We start from the raw sequence: 24,723 nt of genomic DNA, 5'->3' as shown, positions 1-24,723 counted from the left end.
CTCAGCAGCAGATGGCCCTGGAGCCGGATCAGGCCGTACAGGAACAGGACCGAGACGGCCGAGAAGGCCAGCACCGAACGCAGGTACACCGGCCAACGCTGGTCGGCGTCACCGTCCACGCCGATCACCTTGTAGATGCCACGCTCGACTCTGAGGTGCTTGGAGGTGGTGAGGATCCGGGCGACGTAGTCGCCCAGGGGCCGGTAGCACAGGGCCAGCGCGCCGACGAGGGCGACGGCCTGCAGCCAGCCCGCGAGAGTGGAGCTCATGTCAGAACTTCTCCGGGTAGACCAGCGCGACGATGAGGTAGCCGACGAGGGCGACGGCGACGATGAGACCTGCGATGTTCTCGGCGCTCACAGCTTCTCCACCCCCCGCGCGATCAGGGCGATGACGGCGAACACGGCGACCGTGACACCGACGTAGATGACATCCGACATGGGCTCCACCTGAGTGGCTGAGGGGACGTACCCGTGAACGGGCCCTGAGGGCCTCACGGCACCGGCGGAAGACCGGCGGGAGCAGCCAACCAGTCCCCGGGGGCGCGCAGTGCGTCCCTGATGCCGTCCATACGGGTGATCCGGAAACATTGACGCGGCCCTTATGCCGCCGTCATTCATCCGAGACCGCGGATTGTCCTGAACGTTTCGATGAGGCCCATCGGCACATCCCCTCACCTGCCCACATCCGCATCCGCAGCCGGCAGACCACCGCGTCGGTATGCCGGCGCAGGGCGCGGTCGATCACGGCGCCGCGGCGGTTCTGCAGCGCGCCCTGCCACCGGTGGGCGGGCTCGACCTCGGGGATCAGCACGGTGAGCCGGTCCTGGGCGTGCTCCTCGCCGAGCCGGTTGACGAACGCGGCGATCGGCGGGGCGCCGGCACCGACCTCGACGCGCCCTTGACGACCCGGCGCAACGACTCGGCCCCCGAGGCACCGCCCGTCCGCACAGCCGGACGGCGGGCCTCAGGGGCCGCCGGGGTGCACCCGGTGCCGGTGGCACGCGGCACCGGGTGGGTCTGCCGGGTTACTGCCCGGGCTTGCGACCGTGGTTCGCCTTCTTCTTCCGCCGGGCCTTCTTCTTACGGGCGCGCTTGGACATCGTGCTCTTTCTCTCGGTATCTGGGTTCGGGACGGTTCAGACGGCCCGGCCGACCAGCTGGTCGGCGAGCTTGGCCAGGCGCTTCAGCGAGCGCTCCTCCTGGGCGGCGGCCGCGGTCGGTGCGATGACGCCACCGTCGAAGTAGGCGCCGTTGGCGACGACCGTCTCCGGCAGGCAGAGCCCCACCACGGCTGCCGCACCCTCCGCCGCCGGCGCACCGACCCGCCCGTACAGCGGCAGCAGCGCGGTGTCGCACAGGCCCGGGTTGACGCTGACGGCGGTGATGCCGGAGCCGGCCGGCGCCATGTCGGCGGTCGCCATGGTGAGTGCGAGCTGCGACTGCGCGTAAGCGGCGACGCGCGAGTACTTCTTCACCCGGTGCGGGTCCGACCAGTTCATCGAGGCGGTGCGGTGCAGGGACGAGGACACGTTGACGATCCGGGCGTCGCCGGCCGCCGACAGCGGGGCCCGCAGCAGCTTGGCCAGCAGGTGCGCGGCCAGGAAGTTGACCTGCAGCGAGACCTCGTTGCCGTCGTCGGTGAGGGTGCAGCGCTCGGGCGCCACCGCGGCGGCGTTGTTGACCAGCAGGTCGAGCGCCGGGTAGTGCTTGACGACCGTGCCGGCCAGCACCGCGACCTCCGACAGCTTGGTGAAGTCCGCCGCCAGTTCGACGAGTTGGTCCCGCCGGGCACCCGCGGCGACCAGACGCTCGACGGCGCCCTCCGCCTCCCCGGTGGTGCGGGCGTGCACGAGCACGGTGGCGCCGTGCCCGGCGAGCAGCCGGGCGGTCTCCCACCCGATCCCCGACGAGGCGCCGGTGACGAGGGCGGTGCGGACGGACAGAACAGCGTCGGACATGACCCATCCAAGGGGTGGAAGGCATCGGCGGGGTGCGGGGGCGAAGCGGCGCGAAGCCGCTCGCCACCGGGGCCTCCGGTGCGAGAAGGGAGTGTTGCGGGGGAAGGCTCGTCCTCCCCTGACCGCCGGAGCCGGTCGGGACAGGGGAGGACGGCGGTGATCGGCACGGGCTGGACGAACGGCACCCGGCCCGTGCTCGCGGCCGGCGGCGAGCGGAGTAGCGGCTCGGTCCTACCGGACGGCGGTGGCGACCGCGACAGCGACGATCCGCGGCCGGCTATGCGGCGGGCGGTCGTGGTGGCGTGTCGAGCGGTGCATGTCCCCCATCAAAGCCTCCGCCGGTGCCGGGGGCAAGCTCGTTCACCCTCCCTGACGAAGCCCTGACGCGCGGCCGGGCCACTGGTCAAGCCGTCTTCGGAACGACACCGAGGCGGCGGGCGTCAACCGACGTGACGCCCGGCCCCCTTGCCGACCGGAAGGCGCTCGACGCGGAACGTCCGACGCGGCAACGCGGCGGGCAGGGAGAGCACCAGGGCAGCGCCGGCGAAGAGGACGAAGTGCTCGCTCTCGGTCCCCACGCCGGACCAGCCGAGTTCGGCATGGCGGTGCTCGACGAAGGCGTTGCAGCACAGCCAGGCGGCCAGGCCGACCAGCGGCGCGGCCACCGGCCGGGAGAAGGCTCCGGCCAGCGCGGCCAGCCCGATGTACGCGATGTACGGGAACCAGCCGGCGTGGAGCTCGCCCAGCCAGCCGAGGCCGAGCGCGAGCGCGCCCCCGGCGACCAGGGCCACGGTGCCCGACACCGAGACCGGCAGGCGGTCGAGCACGGGGTGGTAGCGACGGCCGCCGGGGCGGGCGGAGTACATGCGCATCGTCCTGTCCCAGCTTCGCCGCGAGTTCGTTCGAGGCCAGCAAACCCACGGGCCCACGGCCCCTCGCCCCGCGTTGACGAGATCCTTACGCCGGCACCCGGATTCACAACGCGATCTTGACGCCCCGGATCGCCGACCGAGCCGCGCCGTCGGATCAGGCCACCGCGCGGACCAGGCTGATCACGTAGGCGGTGCCGCCGCCCGGTGCCTCCTCGACGGCCAGCTCGCCGTTCATCGCCTCCACGAAGCCCCGCGCCACCGCCGGCCCCGCCCCCTCCCGACCGACGGCCTCGTCGCCGTGGACGGCGACCCGGACGTCCACCCGCCCGGCCACCAGGCCGGCGTCGACCACCAGCGGCCCTGCTCCCGCCCCCCTCGGGGCCAGGAGGTCGGCGAACGCTCGCTCCAGGAGCCCGGGATCGGCGAGCACCCGCGGCAGCTCCGACCCCAGGTCGACCCGCACGCCAGGCAACCCCTCGGCAGCGGCCCGCACCACCTCGGTCACCGCCGTCGGCCGGAGCACCACCGGCATCACGCCGGCCCGCAGCCGGCTCAGGTCCAGCAGGTTGGCGATCAGCCGCTCCATCCGGTCGACCTCGTCACCGATCCGCTGCCCGCCCGGGTCCGGCATCCGTTCCGCTTCCTGGCGCACCGCCGCCAGCGGCGCGCGCAGGTCCTGCCCGACGGCCTCCAGAAGCGCGGTGTGCAGCGCGTCGGCGTGCGCGAGCACCTCGGCTGCCGATGCCTGCGCGACCAGCCGTTCCCGCTCCCGGGCCAGCTTCAGCTGGGTGACGTACGGCCCGAGCAACCGGGTGTCCTCCTCGGTGAGCGGTGTCCCCCGCAGGACGAGGACCGCCTCGTCCCCCAGGTCGACGGAGAACGACGCCTCGTCGGGCAGCAGCGGCACCTCGGCCCCGGCCGAAACCGCCGGTTGCCAGAGCGCGCCCGTACGAACGAGTACGGCAGCCGCGTCCAGCCCGAAGACCTGCCGCAGCTCGGCCACCAGGTCGGACGACACCCGTGCCCCCGATTCCACCGTCTCCCCCGCCAGCCTGGTGAGGACGGCCGCCTCTGCCCGCGCCCGGTCCGCCTGCTGCGAGCGACGCGTCAGACCGTCGATCAGGTGGGAGATCACCCCGGACACCGCGAGGAAGACCAGCAGCGCCGCGATGTCAGCGCCCTGCTCCACCGTCAGGCTGTGCCAGGGCGTGGTGAAGAAGTAGTCCGCCGCCAGCGCCCCGGCCGCCGTGCTGCCCGCGGCCGGCAGCAGCCCGCCCAGCCGGGCCGTCCCCGCCACCACCAGCAACAGGCACAGCAGCACGCCGGACAGGCCGAGCGGGTCGCGCAGCGGCGAAAGCACCCAGGCCAGAGCGACCGCCCCGGCCGGCCCGAGCAGCCACGCCAGGCGACGCCGCCGGACCGGGACCAGCGCCGGGCGGCGCCTGCGGGGCGCGGGCGGCACCGTCAACAACCCCGGCTCCGGTGGCGGCAGCACGCGCACGTCGATCGGGCCGGCCAGCCGGATCACCCGATTGATCACCGACCCGGAGACCAGCTCGCGCAGCCTGCTCCGACCGGTGGGCCCGAGCAGGAGCTGCGTGGCGCTCTCCGACCGGGCGAAGTCCACCAGCGACCGGGCCACATCACCGCCGCTCACCTCCACGTAGGTGCCGCGCAGCTCCCGGAGCAGCTCCCGCTGCGGCGCCAGGCCCGGCGGCTCGCGATCGACCGTGCCGTCGTCCAGGCGGACGTGCACGCCGATGAGATCCCCGTGCACCCGGGTCGCGGTGCGTGCTCCCCGGCGGATCAGGTGCTCGCCCTGCGGGGCACCGTTGAGGGCGACCATGATCCGTTCCTTGGTCTCCCAGGGCGCGCGGATGCCGTGCCGGGCCCGGTAGTCGGCCAGCTCCTCCTCCACCCGGTCCGCGAGCCACAGCAGCGCCAGCTCCCGCAGGGCGCCCAGGTTGCCGGCCCGGAAGTAGTGCTCCAGCGCCACGTCGATCCGGTCGGTCGGGTAGATCTCCCCCTGCGCCATCCGCGTACGCAGCGCGTCCGGGCTCAGGTCGACCAGTTCGATCCGGTCGGCGGCTCGGACGACCTCGTCGGGGATGGTCTCGCGCTGGGCGACGCCGGTGATCTGCTCGACGACATCGTTGAGGCTCCCCAGGTGCTGGATGTTGAGCGTCGTCGCCACGTCGATCCCGGCGTCCAGCAGCTCCCGCACGTCCTGCCAGCGCTTCTCGTTCCGGCCTCCGGGCACATTGGTGTGCGCGAGCTCGTCCACCAGGGCGAGGGCCGGGCGGCGCGCCAGCAGTGCGTCCAGATCGAGCTCGGTCAGTTCCACCCCCCGGTACGACACGGGCCGCCGGGGCAGCACCGGCAGGTCCCTCAGCTGCTTCTCCGTCCCGTGCCGCCCGTACGTCTCGACCAGGCCGACCACCACGTCCAGCCCCTCGGCGCGCAGCCGCCGCCCCTCCCGGAGCATGGCGTACGTCTTCCCCACCCCCGGCGCCGCCCCCAGGAACACCCGCAGCTTCCCGGCCACCGCCGTCCCGCCGCCTCTCTCCGCTTCCAGGTCCATGCTCCGCCCTACCCGACGTGGACGCGCGGGCGCCGGGAGCGGTCCGGCTCCGCCTCACGAAGCACCTCCCGGGTGACCGGGGCGACCTCGCCCTGGCCGAACAGGAAGAAGCGCAGGAAGTGGCCGACCGGACCGCCCTCGGTCCACTCGAAGTAGATGTGCGGGATCTGCCCGGTGCGGTCCCGGATCGTCAGCAGCAGGGCCGCCAGCGCGTTCGAGACGCTGGAGCTCTCCAGCGACAGCACCCGATAGCGGTCGTGCAGCACCTCGCCGTGCACGTCCAGCACCGACTCGAACTCGGACGGGTCGCGGACCGTCACCTCGACGAAGACCAGGTCGATGTCGGCCGGGATGTCGTGGTGCGCCCGGATCTCCCGCTTCTTCTCCTGGTACTCCGCCAGCGCGCGGCTGTTCGGCTCGTTGGCGATCAAGCGCATCGGCCGGTGGGTGTAGTCGCGGACGAACCGCTCGGCGGGCTCGTCCAGCACCACGTGGGTGACCCGTAGCTCGAAGGCCCGCTTGAGTCGGGACAGGAAGGAGACGAGGACGATCCCGCCGATGAAGCAGGCGCCGATCTTCACGCCGTCCGGACGTTCGGCGATGTTCGTGCCCGTCGTGTACAGGAACACTGCCGCGATCACGGCGAAACCGACGGTCCAGTGGCGCTGCCCGGCCCTGTGGGCAGCGATGGTGACGGCGATGGCGGCCGAGGAGATCAGCACCAGCACGCCGGTCGCGTACGCCCCGCTCTGGGCGTCCACGTTCGCGTCGAAGATCCACGTCACCAGGAAGCCGATCAGCGTCAGCACGATCACCATCGGCCGTACCGCCCGCGCCCAGTGCGGCGCCATGCCGTACCGCGGCAGGTACCGGGGCAGCAGGTTGAGCATGCCCGCCATCGCCGAGGCACCGGCGAACCAGAGGATCGCGATGGTCGACAGGTCATAGACACTGCCGAAGCCGCTGCCCAGGTTCTCGTGCGCGAGGTAGGCCAGGGCCCGGCCGTTCGCCGGGCCGCCCGCCTGGAACGCGGCCTTGGGAATCAGCACGGTGGTGATGAAGCTCGTCGTGACCAGGAACGCGCTCATGAGCAGTGCGGCTGTGGTGAGCAGCTTGCGGGCGCCCCGGATCCGGCCGGTGGGCTTCTCCTCGGTGTCCCCGGTGTCGCCCTCGATGTGCGGCATCACGGCGACACCGGTCTCGAAGCCGGACAGGCCCAGCGCCAGTTTCGGGAAGACGACGAGCGCCACGCCGATCATCGCGACCGCGTTTCCGTGCTCGGCGGTCAGCGCATCCGTCCAGTCCGTCACCACGTCCGGGTTCTCCAGCACGTGCCAGAGCCCGTTCACCACCACGACGACGTTGAGCGCCAGGTAGACCCCGACCAGGAGTACCGCCAGGCCGATCGCCTCACTGAATCCCTTGAGGAAGACACCGCCGAGCAACGCGACCAGCAGCAGGGTGATCAGCATCTGCCTGCCGGCCAGCGCACTGTGCAGGCTCGGGTTCTCCACCAGGTGCGCGGTCGCGTCCGCCGCCGACAGGGTAATGGTGATCATGAAATCGGTGGCCGCGAAGCCCAACAGCGCCAGGACGAACAGCTTCCCCTGCCAGAACGACAGCAGCCGCTCCAGCATCGCGATCGAGCCCTCGCCGTGCGGGCTCTCCTCGGCCACCCGCCGGTACACCGGCAACGCGCCGAACAGGGTCACGACCACCAGCACGACGGTCGCCACCGGCGACAGCAGCCCGGCCGCGAGCGCCGCGATGCCCGGCTGGTAGCCGAGCGTGGAGAAGTAGTCCAGACCGGTCAGGCACATCACCCGCCACCAGGCCTGCCCCTTGTGCTCGACCGGCGCCTCCGCGTGCGGCCCGGGGTACTGCTTCGCCATGTCGGACAGGCCCTCCAGAAGCCATGCCCGGAACCTGGAACGCCGCGTCGACGCGGCCGCACCCGACGAACTCACCCTGCGCCCCTGTCCACGTCCCTGCTGCCGGCGCCACCGAGGCGGCGGCAGGGCGAAAGGCTATGCGACCTGCCACTGCGCTCCCGGCAACCGCCCGCCCGGTGTCGCCCCATTGGTCCAGCGGCCATCCGGCGCGCCGACAACCTGACGGGTCATCACCGGAGTCGGCGTCGAGTCAGCATGGGTCCGGCCAGAGCCGTCCACAGTGGGCCGCACCCCTCGAAGGCTGCCCCGAGGCCCGGGAACCGTGGGACCGGCACGACTTCTACCAGCACCCTGACGGCGGCACCGGGCACACGCGAATCCCCCACGGCGGCGCCGGCGAGGTCCCCGTCCGCATCACGGCCCTGGCTCCGCTGCGCGACCGCGGCTCCGTCACTTCTTCGCGTCGAGCTGCCGGAGCAGCTCGATGACCGGGGCGAAGGCCGCCATGTCGCGTTCCTGCACGCAGACGTAGGAGATGCCGTAGCGCTCCCGGCGGGCCAGTACGCACTCCGCGATCTGGGCGGGGGTGCCGATCAGCAGGGTGGGGACCTCCAGGATCTGGTCGGCCGTGAGGTACGGGATGCGGCGACGCATGGTCTGCGCGGCAGCTCGGCGGTCCTCGGTCACGGCGACCGTCTGGACCAGGATGTTGCGTTCCAGCTCGGCGGCGCGCGGGCCGGCCTCGTCGGCGAAGAACGCCACCCGCTCGTCCAGCGCCTCGGCGTCGATCAGTTGCAGGGTCCCGCGCGCCGAACCGGCGGCGAGCACCGCGCCGGCGAAGGAGACGATGTCCGCGTGGCGGGCGGCCAAGCGAAGCACCCGGTCGCCGTTGCCGCCGATCAGCAGCGGCGGCGACTGGGTCGGCCGACCCGGCTGGCCTGGCTGAATCGGTTGGCTCGGCCGGGAAAAACCGAGGGCGCGCGGGTCGGCCAGTAGCTCGCGCAGGGCGGCCGCGGTCTCGGCCAGCCGCCCGACCCGGCTGCCGGCGGTGCCCCAGTCCAGGCCGGCCTTCTCGAACTCGGCCCGCACGTAGCCTGTGCCGAGCCCGGCCTCCACCCGGCCCTCGGTCAACTCGTGGGCGCTCAGGAGGTCGCGGGCCAGCAGGACCGGGTTCCAGAAGGCACTGTTGAGGACGTAGGTGGTCAGCCGCACCCGTTCGGTCGCCGCGGCTGCGGCCACCATGGCGAGGAACGGGGACTGCACACCCAGGTGGTCGGGGACCGCGATCACGTCGTATCCGAGGCTCTCGGCGGTGCGGCAACTCTGCGACCACTGCCGGGGCCCGGCGGTGGGGACCAGGTTGACGCCGAAGCGGAAGTTTCGCATGGGGGAAGTCAGCTCGTTTCGCTCGTCGGGATCGGCGTCGGGTTCGCACCGGGGCCCGGGGCCGGGGCCGGGATCAGCGGCGCGGAGAGGACCGGCTCGTCGCCCAGCTCCTCGAAGCGGTTCAGCAGGTCGGCCAGCTCTGCGGCCAGCTTCACCGCCTCATCGGCCCGGAGGAATCCGCTCCGGTGGGCGAGGGTGCCCAGCAGGCCGTCCTCACGCTGGTTGAAGGTCACGGTGAGGCCGAACTTGTTGGTCTCCTCGTTCTGCAGGTCGTGGTCGAGCGCGGCCAGCCGGGCCGCACCGAGCGTGGCCGACCAGCGGGCGGTGCCGACGCTGTTGAGCATGCAGTCGACATAGGGGGTACGGCCGGCGGTGCGCGCCGGCCGCAGCCGGCGGACCACCTCGTCGAAAGGTGCGCCCTGGTGCTCGAACGCCTCGATCACGCGCTCCCGAGTGGCCCGCAGCAGTTCGGTGAGCGTGGTGTCGGGCGCGCACCGCGAGCGCAGCACGACGGTGTTCAGGCACGGGCCGAGCACTTCGTCGAAGGCACCGCCCGCCCGGTTGGCCACCGGGACGCCGAATGTGAGGTCGGGCCGACCTGACCAGCGGTGCAGGGCGGCGGCCAGCGCCGTCGCGGTCACCATGAACTGTGAGGCCTGCCACTGTTCCTGGACCCCGCGCAGTCGCTGCGTCAGGTCGGTCGCGAGTGGCAGTACGGTGCTGCCGGGGGTCCGGCCGGAGAGGTCGACGGCCGTACTCGGTCCGAGCGTGCTGGGGGCGCCGGCCAGCTGGGCGGACCAGTACGCCAGGTCCGCCGTCGCCCGTGCCCGGCCCGTGCCGACCTGCTGGGAGTGGACCAACTCCCGGTACTGGCGAGGCGGCGGGAGCTGCGCGGCCGCATCGCCGCTCTGCTGGTAGCAGAGCTCCAGCTCGCGCAGCAACAGCGGGACCGACTCGCCGTCCACGACCAGATGGTGGATGCACAGGGCGAGCAGCCGGTCGCCGGACGGCAGGGTGACCAGGGCTGCCGCCAACAGCCGTCCCGCGGCCGGGGCGAAGGTGCCGGCGGCGGCCTCGGACCACGTGTGCAGCCACTGCTGCTCTTCGGCGCCACTCGCGACGCCCGGCGACACCTGCGCCAGCTCGGGCTCCCAGGCGGGCCCGACCTCCTGGAAGAGTCGACCGTCGTGGTCGACGAACCGGGTGCGCAGGATCTCGTGCCGGGCGACGAGCAGGACGAGCGCGGCACGCAGCCGCGCCGGGTCCAACGCCCCCTCCACGCGCCAGAAGAGCGGGATGTGGTACCTCGCGTGGCTGGGGTCCAGCCGTTCGGCGAGCCAGATGCCCTCCTGGAAGCCGGCGGCCGGGAAGACCCGGCCCCATGCGCCGTCCTGGTGCTCCGGTACCTCGGCAGCGGCCGCCGGCGGGACGGCGCGCTGCCGGTCGACGAGCGCGGCGAGCTCGACGAGCCGGGGGTGGCTGAAGAGTTCGCGGACGGTGAGTTCCACGCGCAGACGCTCGTTGATCCGGGCCAGCAGGGTGGCGGCGATCAGGGAGTGGCCGCCCAGTTCGAAGAAGGAGTCCTCGGGCAGGATGTCGGGCACCCGCAGGACCTCGGTCCAGATGGCGCGGACCTCGGCGACGGTCGCGGCGGCGGCGGACGGCTCCCCGGCTGCTCGGGTGGACAGGCCCGGTGTGGCGACCGCGTGCGTGACCGCGGGCAGCAGGGCAGCCGCCTCGGCCAGGCTGCGGTGCGGCGCGGCGACCAGGTCGGCCAGCACGGCAAGGTAGTCGCGCGCCAGTTCGGCGGTGACGGTGGGGCCGACCGAGCCGACCGCGTCCTTCCACAGCATCCGGCTGCCGTTGCTGCCCTCGGTCAGCATCACCGTGAGCCGGTAGTCGGCCACGTCGGTCGGGTCGAGCAGCCGCACCGAGCAGCGGGCTCGCTCGCCGACGAGTTCGAAGTCGTAGACGTCGAGTCCGACGTCGCCCGCCGAGTTCCAGTACTCGAAGACCACCTGGTGGCTCTGGTCGCGCCCGGCGGGGCCCAGCAGGTCGGCGCTGCGCAGGATGCTGGGCAGCGGCAGGTCACCGTGGCGCAGACCCGCGCGAACGGTCGAGCGCAGCTCCCGCAGCATGTCCGCGTAGCTGTCCGAGGGGCGGATGCGCTGACGGAACGGCAGGACGTTGACGAAGAAGCCGACCCGGTCTATCAGTGCCTTGTTCGAACGGCCGTGGTAGGGAGCCGAGATGATCAGGTCGCTGCTGCCGGTGTGGTGGTGCAGCGTGACGAACAGGGCACCGAGCATCACGGTGAAGTAGGACACGCCCAGCTCCCGGGCCAGTTCACGCACCCGCAGCGTCAACTCGGCATCGACGGCGAAGGGACCGGGCGGCGCACCGTCCTCGCCGGTGCCACCCGCCGCTTCGGGCAGCAGCCGGGCCGGCGGCAGCTCCGCCAGCGCCTCGCGCCAGTACGCCCGCAGCGGTTCGCCGCGTTCGCCCTCGGCCGCCTCCCGGGAGCACCGGGCGTGCTCGAGAAGCGGTGCGAGGTCGGCCGACGGTTCCAGCTCCTCGCCCGCGTAGGCCCGGCGCAGGTCGTCCAGCAGGATGGGCAGCGAGGTGCCGTCCAGGGTGATGTGGTGCACCGTGACCAGCAGGACGGTCCAGTCCGCCCCGGTCAGCACCTCGACCCGGGTCAGCGGGCCGGCGTCCAGGTCGAACGGGACCTGGGCCGCCGCCAGGGCCGCCGCCCGCGACGTGGTCACCGTCCGCACGCTGACCGGGACGGCGTCCTCGGCGGTCTCCGACCAGTCCAGGCACATCCCCTCGGAGCTCCGCCGCACCCGCGCCCGCAGGGCCGGGTGGCGGCGCAGCAGCTGGGCCACGGCCGCGCGCAGGCGGGGCAGCTCCAACTCGCCCTCGACCGCCAGGGCGAGCGGCAGGATGTGCTCCCACTTGGCGGGATCGAGCTGCCAGGTCACCCACATCGCCTCCTGCGTGACCGACAGGGGGAGTTGGGTCGCCGGACGTGGCGTGGTGGACGCGGCCTGGTCCATCGGGACCTCCTGGATGTTGGTTGCGGGTCTGCCAGTAGGGGTGGAAGGCGGGCCGCCGTGCGAGCGGCCGATGGCTGCCGCGGGACGGGTCCGCGCGGCGCCGACGACGGAGGCGCTTCCCGGCCGAAGGCCGGGAAGGAGTCCACGGGAAGCGTCGGCGACTGCGCGGAGGCCGTCCTCGGGCAACTCCCGCCGACGGCTGGGGAGGGAACCGGGCAGCGCGACGCCGTCCCCTACTCGCAGACCCTCTCAGCGCAGCTGCTCGGCGAGGGCCCGCCTGTCGGTCTTGCCGGAGGGGCTCAGCGGCAGCGCGGGGACCCGGACGAACCGGCCGGGCACCATGAAGGCGGGCAGCGCGGCCCGGGCGTGACTGGTCAGGCGGTCGGCCAGGCCGTCGTCCGGAGTGCTGTCCACGGGGGCGGTGTAGAAGGCCACCAGCATCCGCTCGCCGACCCGGCTGGTGGTGGGCACCACCACCAGGTCACCCACACCGGGTGCCGTGCGCAGGGCCTGCTCGACCTCGCCGATCTCGATCCGGTAGCCGTTGACCTTCACCTGGTCGTCCGCGCGCCCGGCGTACTCGATGGCACCGTCGGGCCGGACCACGGCCAGGTCGCCGCTGCGGTAGTAGCGGCGGGGCTGCTGTCCCGGCAGCGCCAGCACCGGGTAGCGCTCGGCCGTCAGCTCCGGGCGGTTCAGGTAACCGATGGCCACCTGCGGCCCGGCCAGGTGGATTTCACCGATCTCACCGGGCGCGGCCGGCTCGCCCTGCGCGGTGAGCACGGCGAGTTCGAAGCCGTCGAGCGGCAGGCCGATGTTGAGCGAGGGGTCGGCGGCTCCCGGCGGCGCCGGTGAGCCGACCGGCACGTCGATCTCGGCCGCGAGCAGATGCCGGCCGGTGGAGAAGACCGTGGTCTCGGTGATGCCGTACATGTTGACGAACGCCGTTGCCGTGCCGTGGACCTGGCGCCACTCGCGGACCGCGTCGACATCCACCACCTCGCCGCCGAAGATCACGTAGCGCAGGGAGAGCGCCGCCCGGGCGCCGCCGGTGGATCCCGGGGCCGTGCCGGCTCGGGAGAGGTACCGGAAGACGGACGGGACCTGGTTCAGCACGGTCACCCGCTCGGCGGCGAGCAGCTCCAGCAGCGCTTCGGGAGACCGGGCGGCCTGCGCGGAGACCACGACCAGCTTGCCACCGTGGGCCAGCGCACCCCAGAACTCCCAGACGGAGAAGTCGAAGCAGTAGGAGTGGAAGAGCGTCCACACGTCGCTGCTGTCGGTCTCCACCACCTTCGCGCAGGCGGCCAGCAGCGCGGTGACGTTGCGGTGCGAGACCTCGACGCCCTTGGGCGTGCCGCTGGAGCCCGAGGTGTAGATGACGTAGGCCGGCGCGTCGGCCGTCACCGCCACCTCGGCGGCCCGAGGTGCGTCCTCGGCCCACAGGCTCGCATCGATGCCGAGCACCCGCCGCGCCGCCGGGGCGGTGGCCTCGCCGCCGGCGTCGGTCAGTACCAGTTCCACCGACGCGTCGTCAGCCATGTACTGCACGCGTTCGGCCGGGTAGGAGGGATCGAGCGGCACGTAGGTGCAGCCGGCCTTCAGTACGGCCAGGATCGCCACCACCACGGCGTTTCCGCGCCGCAGGTGCAGGCCGACCCGGACGCCGGGCCCGGACGTCTCGCGCAGGATCGCCGCCGCCAGCCGGGCGGCCCGCTCGTTCAGCTGGTGGTACGTCAGTTCCTCCTCGTCGTCCGAGACCGCGGGCGCGTCGGGCCGCAGCTCGACCTGCTGCTCGAAGATCCGGTGAAGGCAGAGTTCTGGCTGCACGGTAGTTCTTCTCCCACTTCTCGTCAGGGCTGGCTAGCGCAGGCTGAGGGGACGCAGATCGGTCCAGGTCTCCTTGATGTGGGCCAGGCAGGTGGCCTTGTCACCCGTCACACCGACGCCCTCCCAGCCGGCCGGCACCTCCCGGCCCTCCGGCCACAGGGAGTACTGGTCCTCGTGGTTGCGCACCACGAGGTACTGACGGTCGTCGCCGTCCTCGAACATGTCGTGTCCTTCTCTTCCAGAGGTGAACGGGGTCAGCGGATCGGTGCGCCGAGCAACTGCGCGGCGAGCCGGCCGAGCAGCTCGGCACGGCTGGGGCCGCTGACGAAGAAGTGGTCGCCGGGCAGCATTCGCAGACTGAACCCGCCGCTGGTGTGCTCGCGCCAGGCGGCGAGCTCCGGCTCGGTGACGGTGGAGTCGCTCAGGCCGCCGAAGACGCTGATCGGGATCGACAGCACCGGACGCGGCCGGTAGCGGTAGGTGTAGTCGAGTTCGAAGTCGGCGCGGATCGAGGGCGCGGCCAGCCGGATCAACTCGGGCCGTGCCAGGACCGCTTCGGGCGTGCCGCCGAGCCCGACCATGACCCTGGCCAGGTCCGCGTCCGGCAGTCGGTGGTACGGCAGGCCCGCGCTGCCCAGCCGTGGGGCCCGGTGCGCGGCCGCCACCAGCGAAACGGGAGCGTGGGTCGTCGAATCCCTCAGCCGGTCGACCAGTTCGAAGGCGATCACCGAGCCGAGGCTGTGCCCGAAGACCACCGTCGGCAGGGCGGGCTCGGCCAGCACCGCGTCGGCCAGCGCGTCGGCGAGTGGATCCATCGCGGTGTGGAGCGGCTCGCGCAGCCGGGCGCCGCGACCGGGCAGCTGGACCGCGCAGACCTCCACTTCCGCCGGCAGCAGCTCGTGCCAGGAGCGGTACATCGCGGCGGCGGCCCCGGCGCCGGGCAGGCAGAGCAGGCGCACCCGCGCGCCGGGGCGCGGTGGGAACCGCAGCAGCCAGCGGGTCTTCACCCCGAGATCTCCTGTCGCAGGCGCCGCGCCAGCTCCTCGATGGTGGAGTGGTGGAAGAGCTGGCTGACGCTGAGGCTCAGCCCGGCCTCGCGGGCGCGATGGACCACCTGGATGCTCTTCAGCGAGTCGCCGCCGATCTCGAAGAAGTCCTCGTCCACCCCGGTGCCCGGCCGGCCCAGCACCTGGCTCCAGATCTCGGCCAGCAACCGCTCCAACTCGCCTCGCGGTTCCACGCGTTGACTGGCAATGCCGGAATCCCGGTCGGGCAGCGGCAGCGCCGCTCGGTCCACCTTTCCGCTGGAGTTGAGCGGGAAGCGGGGCAGCACGAGCAGGTGGCTGGGGACCATGTACCTGGGCAGCTGGTCACGCAGCCGCTCGCGCAGGGCCGAGGTCTGCGCTTCCTGTTCTGACGTGGCGGGGGCGTCCTGAGCCAGCACCAGGTAGGCGGTCAGGGCCGGCTCGCCGCCGGGGGCGGCGGCGGGCGTGGTGGTGACCAGGGCGTCCTGCACCTCGGGCTGGGCGCGCAGCACGTTCTCGATCTCACCGGGCTCGATCCGCAGGCCGCGAACCTTGATCTGGTGATCGTTGCGGCCCAGGAAGTCGATGGTGGTGTCGGCGCGCCAGCTCACCAGGTCACCGGTGCGATACAGGCGCGCACCGGGGGTGCGGCTGTAGGGGTGGGGAACGAAGCGGTCGGCGGTCAGTTCGGGCCGGCCCAGGTAGCCGCGGGCCAGCGCGACCCCACCCAGGTAGAGCTCCCCGGGTACGCCGACCGGGACGGGGCGCAACTGCCCGTCCAGGACGTAGACTTCCACGCCCGCGATGGGCCGTCCGATCGGCACCCTCGCCTGCCGGGCGGCGCCGGGCTCGGCCGCGCCCAGGGGCGGGCACTGCCACTCGGTGACCTCGATCGAGGCCTCGGTGGGCCCGTAGAGGTTCGACAGCCGCACCGGCAGCCGGCTCAGGCAGCGGTCCACCAGCTGAGCAGGCAGCGCCTGACCGCTGCAGAACACGCGCTGCAGCGAAGCGCACCGGTGCAGGTCGGGCTCGTCGAGGAAGGCCTCCAGCATCGGCGGTACGAAGTGCACCGTGGTGACCGCCTCCCGCTCGATCAGATCGACCAGGTAACCGGGGTCGCGGTGCCCGCCGGGCGCGGCCATGACCAGCCTGGCCCCGACGGTCAGCGGCCAGAGCAGTTCCTGGACCGACACGTCGAAGGTGTACGGGGTCTTCTGCAGCACCCGGTCGGCGGGAGTGAGGCGCTGGGAGTCCTGGAGGGCGTGCACCCGGTTGGCCAGCCCGCGGTGCGGCGCGCCCACCGCCTTGGGCTCGCCGGTGGAGCCGGAGGTGTAGATGACGTAGGCGAGGTCGTCCGGGGCCACCCGGGCCGGCTCGGGAACCGGAAGGGCGCCGACCACGAGGGTGTCGACGGCCAGTACCGGCAGCCCGGTCGGGGCGAAGGCCCCGGCCAGTTCGGCGGTGGTCAGCACATGGCTCGCGCCCGAGAGTTGCGCCAGCCGCGACAGGCGTCCGGGCGGGTCCTCGGGCGACAGCGGCAGGTAGGCACCGCCGCCGCGCAGGACGGCCAGGACCGCAGGCACGAGGTCCAGTCCCCGCGGCAGGCAGAGCGCCACCACGCCCCCGGCCCGGGCGCCTTTCCCGGCCAGCCGGGCGGCGAACAGCTCGGCCCGTTCGATCAGTTGCGCATAGCTCAGCGCAGCGCCCTCGAAGGTCACGGCGGTGCGTTCAGGGGTACGGACGGCCTGGCGCGCGATCCGTTCGTGCAACGGACCGTCCCACGGGTACGGTTCGGCGCTGCGGCTCCACTCGTACAGGATCTGCTCGGCCTGCCGCTCGCTCAGCAGCGAGAGCTCGCCGACCTTGATCTGCGGATCGTCGAGGGCGGCGGTCAGCAGGTTGTGGAACTGTTCGGCCATCCGTGCCACGCTCGGCTCGTCGAACAGTTCGCTCCGGTAGCGGAAGGTGGCCAGCGCACCGTCGTCGACCGGGCGGATCTCGAGCCAGAGGTCGGTGAAGCTGGTCGGCGGCCGCACCGGCAGCACCTCCACCGCCAGCTCTGCCAACTCCGGCACAGTGAGCGGCTGCTGGAGCGCGAACATGGTCTGGAAGAGCGGATCGTGACTGGTCGCGCGGTCCAGCTGGAGCTCCGTCACCAACCGCTCCAGCGGCACACCCTGGTCGGCGAAGGCCGCCAGGGCGGTGCGGCGGGTGCGGTGCAGCAGCTCGGCGAAGCTGGGATCGCCGGACAGGTCGAGCCGCAACGGAAGCGTGTTGACGAACATCCCGATCAGCGGCTCGACGGCGGTGCTGGTCCGCCCGGCCGATGGGCTGCCGATCACCAGGTCCTGCGTGCCGCAGACCCGGGAGAGCGTCAGGGCGAAGGCGGAGAGCAGGGTCATGAACGGCGTGACCCGGTGCCGGCGCGCGGTGGCCAGCACCCGCTGCCACAATCCGGCGTCCAGGGCCAGGTCGTAGGTCCCGCCGCCGAAGCCCTGGACGGCCGGGCGGGTGAAGCTGGTCGGAAGCTCCAGCACCGCCGGTGCTCCCGCGAGCCGCTCGCGCAGCCGGGCCAGCGCGTGCTGCGCCTGCTCGCCGAGCAGCGCGGCCCGCTCGCGCTCCGCGTACTCGCCGAACTGCATGGGCAACGGCGGAAGGTGCGGTTCCGCCCCGGTTCGGCAGGCGGAGTAGAGAGCGGACAGCTCCAGATGGAAGCGGCCCATCGACCAGCCGTCGCTGATGATGTGGTGGCAGACCACCGCCAGCACGTGGTCCTCGTCGTCCAGCCGCAGCAGGCTGGTGCGGATCAGCGGCCCCTGGGCGAGGTCGAACTCGCGCAGGGCGTCCGCCTCGACCATTGCGGTGGCCTGCGCGACGCGCCCACCGGCAGGGGTGCCGCGCAGGTCGGTGACCGGCAGGGCGAGCCGGAGCTCGGCGGCGATCCGCTGGCTGGGCTCACCGTGCTCCAGCTCGAAGGTGGTCCGCAGGCTCTCGTGCCGGTCCACCAGGTGCTGCAGGGAGCGGTGCAGCGAACCGACGTCCAGGGGGCCGCGCAGGCGCAGCGCGGAGACCAGGTTGTAGGCGCTGTTGCCGCCGGTGTAGTGGTCCAGGAACCACAGCCGTCGCTGGGCGAAGGAGGTCGGTGCGAGCCTGGCCGCAGCCGCCGCCTGCTGATCCACCTGTGCGATCCCGGTGTGCGTCACGAGGTCCCCCGGACGTCGCTGCTCGCCTCGGTGGCCCGCAGGGTGTCGAGCAATTCAACTATCACGCAGGCGAATTCGGGGACGGTGGGCGCATCGAAGATGGCCTCCAGCGGCGGCGCCACGCCGAACTCGTCCTCGATCAGCGAGAACAGCTGCACGGCGGTGAGCGAGTCGCCGCCCAGTTCGAAGAAGTCCTGCTGGACGAGGTCGTCGCTCTCGCCCAGCACCTTGGCGAAGAGCACGGCGAGCCGGTCCTCGATGGACCGCGCGGCCCCCTCCTCGGTCCCCCGGATGTGCGGCACCGACTCCTCGCCCACCCCGGCGGAGGGGGTCAGGCCATCGGTGAAGGGCTCCGGCTGGACCAGATGACGCCGGCGCTCGAACGGGTAGCTGGGCAGTGGCACCCGGCGACGGCGCGCGGTGCCGTGCAGGCGCTCCCAGTCGATCGCCGTCCCGTCCTGCCAGAGCCGCCCCAAGGCGGCGAGCAGCGCGACGCGGTCGGCCTGCGGCAGCTCCGGCTCGCCGAGCCGGTCGAGCAACTGGTCCGGGAGCAACTGGTCCGGGTCGCCCGACCCGGGCCCGGGCACCGCGGCAGCCCTGAGGGCCGCGACGGCCTGGGCGTGGTCGGCGCAGACGACGTAGCGGCGGTGCGCGAAGGGGTGCCGGCCCGTCTGCAGCGTCCAGGCGACATCGGCCAACGCCGGTGCGGGCCGCCGCAGCAGGTGTTCGGCGAGGCGTTCGGCCATCGCGGCCAGCGCGGCGGGGGACCTGGCGGAGAGCACCAGCAGCTGGCTGCGCGCCGGGGGCTCGGTCGGCGCCGCAACCCGCGGCGCCTCCTCCAGCACCACGTGCGCGTTGGTGCCGCCGATACCGAAGGAGCTGACGCCTGCCCGGCGCGGGGACGCGGTGGCCTCCCAGGCGCGGCACTCGGTGTTCACCGCGAAGGGGGTGGCGGCGAAGTCGATGACCGGATTGGGGCCCGCGAAGTGCAGCGTGGCCGGGATGGTCCCGTGCTCCAGCGCCAGCGCGGTCTTGATCAGGCCGGCCACCCCGGCGGCGGTGTCGGTGTGGCCGATGTTGGTCTTGACCGACCCCAGCAGGACCGAGCCGGCCGGCAGCGGTTCCCGGGCGAAGGCCTGGGCCAGGGCGGAGACCTCGATCGGGTCGCCCACCGGGGTCCCGGTGCCGTGCGTCTCGACGTAGGAGATCGAGGCGGGGCTCACCTCGGCCGCCGCGTGGGCCAGGCGGATCACCTCGCGCTGGCCCTGGACGCCGGGCGCGGTGAAGCCGGCCCGCTGGTTGCCGTCGTTGTTCACCGCCGAGCCGCGGATCACAGCGTGCACGTGGTCCTCGTCGTCCAGCGCGTCCTGGAGGCGGCGCAGCACCACGACGCCCGCCCCGTCGCCGCCCACGATGCCCTTGGCGTCCGCCGAGAAGGTGCGGCAGCGGCCGTCGGGGGACATCGTGCCACCCTCCAGGTGGCGGTAGCCGGCCCGGGGCAGGCGCAGTGTGACGCCGCCCGCCAGCGCCACGTCGCAGTCACCGGCCAGCAGTGCCCGGCCGGCCTCGTGGACGGCGACCAGCGAGCTCGAACAGGCCGTCAGCACCGCCATGCTGGGCCCGGTCAGTCCGAGCTTGTAGGAGACCCGGGTGGCCAGGTGCTCGGGCTCGTTGGCGATGGTGAGCGCGAGGTCGTCCACCCCGGGGAACCGGTCGGCCTGGGCCCGCACCAGCGCGGGGTAGCCGTTGCGTCCCGCGCCGGCGTAGACGCCGACCGTGCCGGGGGTGGCGCGCGGGTCGTAGCCCGCTCGCTCCAGTGCCTCCCAGGCACACTCCAGGAAGAGCCGGTGCTGCGGGTTGAGCACAGTGGCGTCACGGGTGGAGAACTGGAAGAAGTCGGCGTCGAACTCCCCGACGCCGTCGACGACGCCGTGCATCGGGACGTAGCGCGGGTCGTCCAGCGCGGCGGGGTCGTGGCCCCACTCGCGCAGCTCCTCCGCGGTGAAGGACCGCACCGAGTCCGTGCCGGCCACCAGGTTGTCCCAGTACTCCTCGGGCGTGGCGGCGCCCGGGAACCGACAGGCCAGGCCGATGATGGCCAAGTGCGTGTCGTTGCCACTGTCGTAGTCGGCGTCGATCATGAGTCAGTCCTTCCAACAGTGGTGTCGGGGAGAGGGGCGGCCGGGTCCGGGGTGCGAGCGGCAGCCGCGCGCCGGTTCTGTGTCCGCAGCGCCTTCAGCCGGGCGGTGCCGCGCCGCAGACGAGCACCGGCGGGATCGTCCGCGGGGCTCGCGGCGGGTGCCACAGGGTCGGGAGCCCGGTCCAGCTGGCGGGCCAGCGCCGCGATGGTGGGGTGCTCGAAGAGCGTGAGGATGCTCAGCTCGCGCGCCAACTCCTCGGCCAGGTCGGCTCGGACGCCGGCCAGTAGCAGCGAGTGGCCGCCGATGTCGAAGAAGTTGTCCCGGGTGCCGAAGCTCTCGTGGCCGAGCGCCCGGGCCCAGACGGCCGCGATCCGCTGCTCCAGTGGTGTACGGGTGCCGGTGTCGGGTGCTGCGGCCCGGGTGGCCAGCAGCGCCCCCTGCCCGGCGAGCGCGGCGCGGTCCACCTTGCCGTTGGCGGTCAACGGCAGCGCGGGCAGCACCCGGTACTCGTGCGGGCGCATGTAGCCGGGCAGTTGGCGGCCCACGTGCTCGTGCAGCTCGGCCCGGTCGGGCGGCGCGGCCGGGTCGGTGAGCACGAGGTAGGCGGCCAGGGCGGGTTCGGCGCCGTCCGGGCCGACGGGCGCGAGCGCCACGATGGCGTCGCGCACACAGGGGTGGGCGCGCAGGACGTTCTCGATCTCACCGGCCTCGATCCGGAACCCGCGCAGCTTCAGTTGCCGGTCGTTGCGGCCCAGGAAGTCGATGCTGCCGTCAGAACGCCAGCGCACCAGGTCGCCGGTACGGTAGAGCCGCGCGCCGGGAGCGTGGCTGTAGGGGTGCGGGACGAAGCGGTCGGCGGTCAGTTCGGGCCGGCCCAGGTAGCCACGGGCCAGCGCGACCCCGCCGAGATAGAGCTCCCCGGGCAGTCCGACCGGGACCGGGCACAACTGCTCGTCCAGCACGAAGGCTTCGACGCCGGCGATCGGGCGGCCGATGTCCGGCAGCGCACCACGGTCACGGACACCGGGGGTGACCGTGCCCGAGGTGGCGACCACCGCGCTCTCGGTCGGGCCGTAGTTGTTGACCAGCCGGAAGGGCAGCTCCCGGCGCCCGATGCCGTGCAGGCGGTCGCCGCCGGTCAGCACCGAGCGCGGGGCGCCGGTGGCCGGCCAGGGGGCGGCAGCGATGCGCTCGACCAGCGGGGTGGGCACGAAGCAGCTGGTCACCTCGCGGGCCACCAGCCAGTCGGTCAGCTCGGTCGGGGACAACACGGTCGCGGTATCCGGGACTTCGAGGGTGGCCCCGGCGGCCAGTGCGGGCCAGATCTCCCAGGCCGAGGCGTCGAAGCCGGGGGCGGCGATCAGCGTGGTGCGATCGCCGGGCATCAGGCCGAACTCCCGGTGGTGCCAGGCCACCAGGTTCGCCAGCGCCCGGTGCTCGATCATCACGCCCTTGGGCAGGCCGGTCGTACCGGAGGTGTAGATGACGTACGAGAGGTCGGTGGCCCGGGCGCGCGGTGCGGGCTCGGGCCCCACCGGCTGCGCGTCGCTGTGCCCGAGGATGTCCTCGAGGACAAGGGCATCCTCGCGCAGCTGGAGGTGCTGCCGGTCCGTCAGGACGGCCAGGGGAGCGGCGTCGCCCAGCACGGCGGCCAATCGGCCCGGAGGGTTGGCCGGATCGAGTGGCAGATAGGCGGCGCCGCTCTTGAGGATGCCGAGTTCGGCGACCACCAGCTCCGCGCCACGCGGCAGGCAGATCGCCACCAGGCTGCCCGGCCGGGCGCCGGCCGCTCGCAGCCGCGCGGCCACCAGGTCGGCCTGCCGGTTGAGTTCGGCGTAGGACAGGGCGCGGTCCGCGGTGCGCACCGCGATCGCCGTCGGTCGCTCCCGGGCCTGCCGCTCGACCATCCGGTCCACGCACTCGGTGACGGGCGCCGGCGGCTGGAGTGCGCCGGCCAGCACCGTCCGCTCCTCCTGTACGCCCAGCAGGGGCAGCCGGGAGAGCGGCGCATCCGGTGCGGCCAGGGCTGCCGAGAGCAGCCGCACGTACCGCTCGCCCAGCAGCTGCGCGGTGCGCGCCTCGAACAGGTCGCTCTGGTAGCCCATCCAGCCCTCGGCCTGTTCGGCACCGAAGGCCAGATGCAGGGTCAGCTCGAACTTCGCGGTCTCGATCCGGATCGGCACCGGGCTCGCGGTCAGCCCGGGCATCCCGGACTCGGTGGCGGCCGGCTCCTCATAGGTGAAGACGCTCTGGAAGATCGGGTGGCGTGAGGTCGACCGCTCGGGCGCGAGCTCCTCCACGACCTGCTGGAAGGGCAGGTCCTGGTACTCGTGACCGGCCAGGAAGGTGTCGCGGACCTGGTGCAGCAGCTCGGCGAAGGTCAGCCCGGGGCTCAGGCGCACCCGCAGCGGCAGCATGTTGACGAAGAGCCCGACGACCCCTTCGGTCTCCAGCGTGGTGCGGCCGCTGACCGGCACGCCGATCACCACCTCCTCGGCCCCGGCCAGCCGGGCCAGCAGCACCGCGTAGGCGCTGAGCAGCACGATGAACTTGGTGACCCGCTGCTCGGTGGCCAAGGCCCGAGCCCGCTGCGCGAGTTGGGGGGACACCGGGAAGGAGCCGGCGTCTCCCGCGTTGCTCGGGACGCGCGGATGAGGCCAGTCGGTGGGTAGTTGGAGCTGCGCGGGCGCCTCGGCCAACTGCCGCCGCCAGTAGGCCATGGCCTCGGCCCTGCGCGGGCCCGCCAGCATCTGCCGCTCGGCGGCCGCGTAGTCCCGGTAGTCGTACGAGGAGGAGGGCAGCGGCCGCGCGTCCCCGCCGGGGCAGGTGAGCCCGGCAGTGTACTCGGCGGCCAGGTCGCGCTCGATGATGCCCAGCGACCAGCCGTCGACCACGATGTGGTGGAAGGCAAGCACCAGCACGTGCTCCTCGGCCGCCAGCCGGATCAGCCCGGCCCGGAACACCGGGCCGTCCCGCAGGTCGAACGCCGCCAGGGCCAGCCGGTCCACCGCCTCGGCCAGCGCGCGTTCGCGGGCCGGGGCAGGCAGGTCGGTCAGGTCGGTGACGGTCATCGGCACGGTGACGGCCCGCGCGACCCGCAGCACCGGCGCGCCGTCCACCAGGGGGAAGGTGGCGCGCAGCATGCTGTGTCGCTCGGTCAGCCGTGCGACGGCCCGCTCCATGGCGGGCAGGTCGAGCGGGCCGTGCAGCCGGGTGGCCCTGGGGACGTTGTACTCGCTGCTGTCCGGGCGCAGCTGCCAGAAGAACCAGAGCCGCTGCTGAGCTGCCGACAGCGGCGAGGCTTGGCCGGGCAGCAGGTTACTGGACACCGGTCTGCGCCCCGGCCTGCTGCGCCGCCGCCGTGAAGGCGGCGAGTTCGGCGACGGTGGGGTGGTCGAAGAAGGCCGCCAGCGGCACTTCCACCCGCAACGCCTGCGCCATCCGGGAGATCACCTGCGAGGCGGTCAGCGAATGCCCGCCCAGTTCGAAGAAGTTGTCCTCGGCGGTCAGGTCTTCGAGACGCAGCACGTCCTGCCAGATGCGGGTGATGACGGCCCGCAGTTCGTCCAGCGAACGAGCACCGGGAGGGGTTTCGGGAGGCTGTACCGCGCTGTCCGTCGAATGCCCATGGAGGGTCATGGCCGCAGGCTTCCTCTCTGTCCGGAGTATTGGGGGAAGGGATTCAATTCGGGCCTGCTGCAGAGACCTTCGCGCTGTGAACGGAGCGTCGCACCGGTCCCAAGATGAACGGCACGAGAGAGGTCACGCAAGCCGTCCTGCCCCTTGGGGCAGGGAGCGTCGCACGTTGGGGCGGCACGGACTCCCGTCAGCGTTCGGATGGGGCGTGATCGCCGGCGGCAGGCCGTGCCACCTGCTCTTCTGCGGTTGCCGGGCGGCGTCGGCCGCGCTTTCGGGCAGTTCCGGTTGCCCCAACGGGCAGGCCCGGGGCCACTCCCGCGGCGGTCGGTGAACTCCTGACGTACCGTCGGACGTCTCACGATTGTGAGATTGATGCAGCGCACCATGACGGCGCCAGGGGTGAGCGCGAACGGCCCCGTGGGCAAGGCCGCGGGGAATTCCGTCCTGCGAGTGACCGGGAGAAAGACCATGAGTGATAAGGCCGCCAAACCCGTCACCGTGGCCGTTCTGGCGAACGATCCCGTCACCGGAGAGGGCGCCGTCTGGTGGCTCTCTTCGTGCAAGGACATCGATGCCAGCTACTGGACCTGGCGCCATCCCGCCGATGTCCTCCTGGTCTTAGCGACCGAGATCACCGGTGACATGCTCTCCCGGGTGGAACGGGTCCAGCGTGAAACTCCGGACAGCGTGCTGCCGACGGTGTTGGTCGCCAACGATTTTCCCGAGCATCACATGCTGCGGGCCATCGACCTGGGCCTGGTGCGCTATCTGCACCGGCAGGAGAGCGGTTTCGACGACATCAAGCGCGCCGTTCAGGAGGCCGCCGCAGGGGGCCGGGAGTCCTCGGCGGGCGTGCAGCAGGCGCTCATCGCCCAGATCCGCGCGATCCGGGACAAGGCGCTGGAGCCGGCCGGTCTGAACCTGGCCGGCCTGGCCGACCGGGAGGTCGAAGTCCTGCGCTTACTGGCCGAGGGCCTGAGCACCAAGCAGATCTCCGCGAAGCTCAGCTACTCCGAGCGCACCGTGAAGAGCATCGTGCACGGCGTGGTCACCCGGCTCAACCTGCGTAACCGCACCCACGCCGTGGTCTACGCCCTCCAGGCCGGGGTCATCTGAGTGGGCGCTCGACGTTGGC

General features: G+C 72.7%; 18 protein-coding genes. 1 reads left to right on the top strand and 17 read right to left on the bottom strand.

Annotation, left to right across the window (positions count from 1 at the left end):
- From ACH4J0_RS12175 to ACH4J0_RS12095, 17 genes are all read right to left on the bottom strand, one after another.
- On the bottom strand, window positions 1-269 hold a 269-nt coding region (locus ACH4J0_RS12175; protein WP_396238943.1), incomplete at its 3' end, for a potassium-transporting ATPase subunit KdpA.
- Window position 270: 1 nt separating this feature from the next.
- The gene (kdpF, locus tag ACH4J0_RS12170) at window positions 271-360 is read right to left on the bottom strand and encodes a K(+)-transporting ATPase subunit F (protein WP_396238941.1); all 90 of its coding nucleotides are present in this window, start codon (window positions 358-360) and stop codon (window positions 271-273) included.
- 252 nt (window positions 361-612) lie between these two features.
- Window positions 613-813, bottom strand: a complete 201-nt coding sequence (locus ACH4J0_RS12165; protein ID WP_396238939.1) for a hypothetical protein — start codon at window positions 811-813, stop codon at window positions 613-615.
- A gap of 214 nt (window positions 814-1,027) precedes the next feature.
- Window positions 1,028-1,102, bottom strand: a complete 75-nt coding sequence (locus ACH4J0_RS12160) for a 50S ribosomal protein bL37 (protein WP_380419867.1) — start codon at window positions 1,100-1,102, stop codon at window positions 1,028-1,030.
- A 36-nt stretch (window positions 1,103-1,138) separates the two neighbouring features.
- Entirely contained in the window at window positions 1,139-1,960 is an 822-nt protein-coding gene (locus ACH4J0_RS12155; RefSeq protein WP_396238937.1) for an SDR family NAD(P)-dependent oxidoreductase, read from the bottom strand.
- A 440-nt stretch (window positions 1,961-2,400) separates the two neighbouring features.
- The gene (locus tag ACH4J0_RS12150) at window positions 2,401-2,832 is read right to left on the bottom strand and encodes a hypothetical protein (RefSeq protein WP_396238935.1); all 432 of its coding nucleotides are present in this window, start codon (window positions 2,830-2,832) and stop codon (window positions 2,401-2,403) included.
- Window positions 2,833-2,986: 154 nt separating this feature from the next.
- Window positions 2,987-5,413 (bottom strand): DUF4118 domain-containing protein, encoded by a 2,427-nt coding sequence (locus tag ACH4J0_RS12145; protein ID WP_396238933.1) that lies wholly within the window; start codon window positions 5,411-5,413, stop codon window positions 2,987-2,989.
- A gap of 8 nt (window positions 5,414-5,421) precedes the next feature.
- Window positions 5,422-7,305, bottom strand: a complete 1,884-nt coding sequence (locus tag ACH4J0_RS12140; protein WP_396238931.1) for an amino acid transporter — start codon at window positions 7,303-7,305, stop codon at window positions 5,422-5,424.
- A 450-nt stretch (window positions 7,306-7,755) separates the two neighbouring features.
- The gene (locus ACH4J0_RS12135; protein ID WP_396238929.1) at window positions 7,756-8,691 is read right to left on the bottom strand and encodes a TIGR03621 family F420-dependent LLM class oxidoreductase; all 936 of its coding nucleotides are present in this window, start codon (window positions 8,689-8,691) and stop codon (window positions 7,756-7,758) included.
- A gap of 8 nt (window positions 8,692-8,699) precedes the next feature.
- Window positions 8,700-11,750 (bottom strand): condensation domain-containing protein, encoded by a 3,051-nt coding sequence (locus ACH4J0_RS12130; protein ID WP_396238927.1) that lies wholly within the window; start codon window positions 11,748-11,750, stop codon window positions 8,700-8,702.
- Window positions 11,751-11,999: 249 nt separating this feature from the next.
- A complete protein-coding gene (locus tag ACH4J0_RS12125; protein WP_396238925.1) occupies window positions 12,000-13,580 on the bottom strand; it encodes an amino acid adenylation domain-containing protein in 1,581 nt (526 codons plus the stop codon).
- A gap of 33 nt (window positions 13,581-13,613) precedes the next feature.
- Entirely contained in the window at window positions 13,614-13,802 is a 189-nt protein-coding gene (locus ACH4J0_RS12120) for an MbtH family protein (protein ID WP_396238923.1), read from the bottom strand.
- A 32-nt stretch (window positions 13,803-13,834) separates the two neighbouring features.
- The gene (locus tag ACH4J0_RS12115) at window positions 13,835-14,587 is read right to left on the bottom strand and encodes a thioesterase II family protein (protein WP_396238921.1); all 753 of its coding nucleotides are present in this window, start codon (window positions 14,585-14,587) and stop codon (window positions 13,835-13,837) included.
- The gene (locus ACH4J0_RS12110; protein ID WP_396238919.1) at window positions 14,584-17,784 is read right to left on the bottom strand and encodes an amino acid adenylation domain-containing protein; all 3,201 of its coding nucleotides are present in this window, start codon (window positions 17,782-17,784) and stop codon (window positions 14,584-14,586) included. The genes ACH4J0_RS12115 and ACH4J0_RS12110 overlap by 4 nt, the downstream gene beginning before the upstream one ends.
- A 20-nt stretch (window positions 17,785-17,804) precedes the next feature.
- A complete protein-coding gene (locus ACH4J0_RS12105) occupies window positions 17,805-19,949 on the bottom strand; it encodes a beta-ketoacyl synthase N-terminal-like domain-containing protein (protein WP_396238917.1) in 2,145 nt (714 codons plus the stop codon).
- Window positions 19,946-23,278, bottom strand: a complete 3,333-nt coding sequence (locus tag ACH4J0_RS12100) for an amino acid adenylation domain-containing protein (RefSeq protein ID WP_396238915.1) — start codon at window positions 23,276-23,278, stop codon at window positions 19,946-19,948. Before ACH4J0_RS12100 ends, ACH4J0_RS12105 begins: the two co-directional genes overlap by 4 nt.
- Window positions 23,268-23,588, bottom strand: a complete 321-nt coding sequence (locus tag ACH4J0_RS12095; RefSeq protein WP_396238913.1) for a phosphopantetheine-binding protein — start codon at window positions 23,586-23,588, stop codon at window positions 23,268-23,270. Before ACH4J0_RS12095 ends, ACH4J0_RS12100 begins: the two co-directional genes overlap by 11 nt.
- A gap of 372 nt (window positions 23,589-23,960) precedes the next feature.
- On the opposite strand from ACH4J0_RS12095, the gene ACH4J0_RS12090 reads away from it, so the two are divergent.
- Window positions 23,961-24,704 (top strand): LuxR family transcriptional regulator, encoded by a 744-nt coding sequence (locus ACH4J0_RS12090; RefSeq protein ID WP_396238911.1) that lies wholly within the window; start codon window positions 23,961-23,963, stop codon window positions 24,702-24,704.
- Window positions 24,705-24,723 lie beyond the last annotated feature (19 nt).

It is taken from the genome of Kitasatospora sp. NPDC017646, from assembly GCF_044329365.1.
In the GTDB taxonomy this organism is placed as follows: Bacteria; Actinomycetota; Actinomycetes; order Streptomycetales; family Streptomycetaceae; genus Kitasatospora.
Note: the sequence above shows the minus strand (reverse complement) of the source record. Positions and strands in the feature narration are given on the sequence as shown.

Coding starts and splice junctions, on each gene's coding strand:
- ACH4J0_RS12145 (WP_396238933.1), bottom strand. CDS start 5,413: ATGGACCTGGAAGCGGAGAGAGGCGGCGGGACGGCGGTGGCCGGGAAG.
- ACH4J0_RS12090 (WP_396238911.1), top strand. CDS start 23,961: ATGCAGCGCACCATGACGGCGCCAGGGGTGAGCGCGAACGGCCCCGTG.
- ACH4J0_RS12140 (WP_396238931.1), bottom strand. CDS start 7,305: ATGGCGAAGCAGTACCCCGGGCCGCACGCGGAGGCGCCGGTCGAGCAC.
- ACH4J0_RS12155 (WP_396238937.1), bottom strand. CDS start 1,960: ATGTCCGACGCTGTTCTGTCCGTCCGCACCGCCCTCGTCACCGGCGCC.
- ACH4J0_RS12120 (WP_396238923.1), bottom strand. CDS start 13,802: ATGTTCGAGGACGGCGACGACCGTCAGTACCTCGTGGTGCGCAACCAC.
- ACH4J0_RS12130 (WP_396238927.1), bottom strand. CDS start 11,750: ATGGACCAGGCCGCGTCCACCACGCCACGTCCGGCGACCCAACTCCCC.
- ACH4J0_RS12105 (WP_396238917.1), bottom strand. CDS start 19,949: ATGATCGACGCCGACTACGACAGTGGCAACGACACGCACTTGGCCATC.
- ACH4J0_RS12135 (WP_396238929.1), bottom strand. CDS start 8,691: ATGCGAAACTTCCGCTTCGGCGTCAACCTGGTCCCCACCGCCGGGCCC.
- ACH4J0_RS12095 (WP_396238913.1), bottom strand. CDS start 23,588: ATGACCCTCCATGGGCATTCGACGGACAGCGCGGTACAGCCTCCCGAA.
- ACH4J0_RS12150 (WP_396238935.1), bottom strand. CDS start 2,832: ATGCGCATGTACTCCGCCCGCCCCGGCGGCCGTCGCTACCACCCCGTG.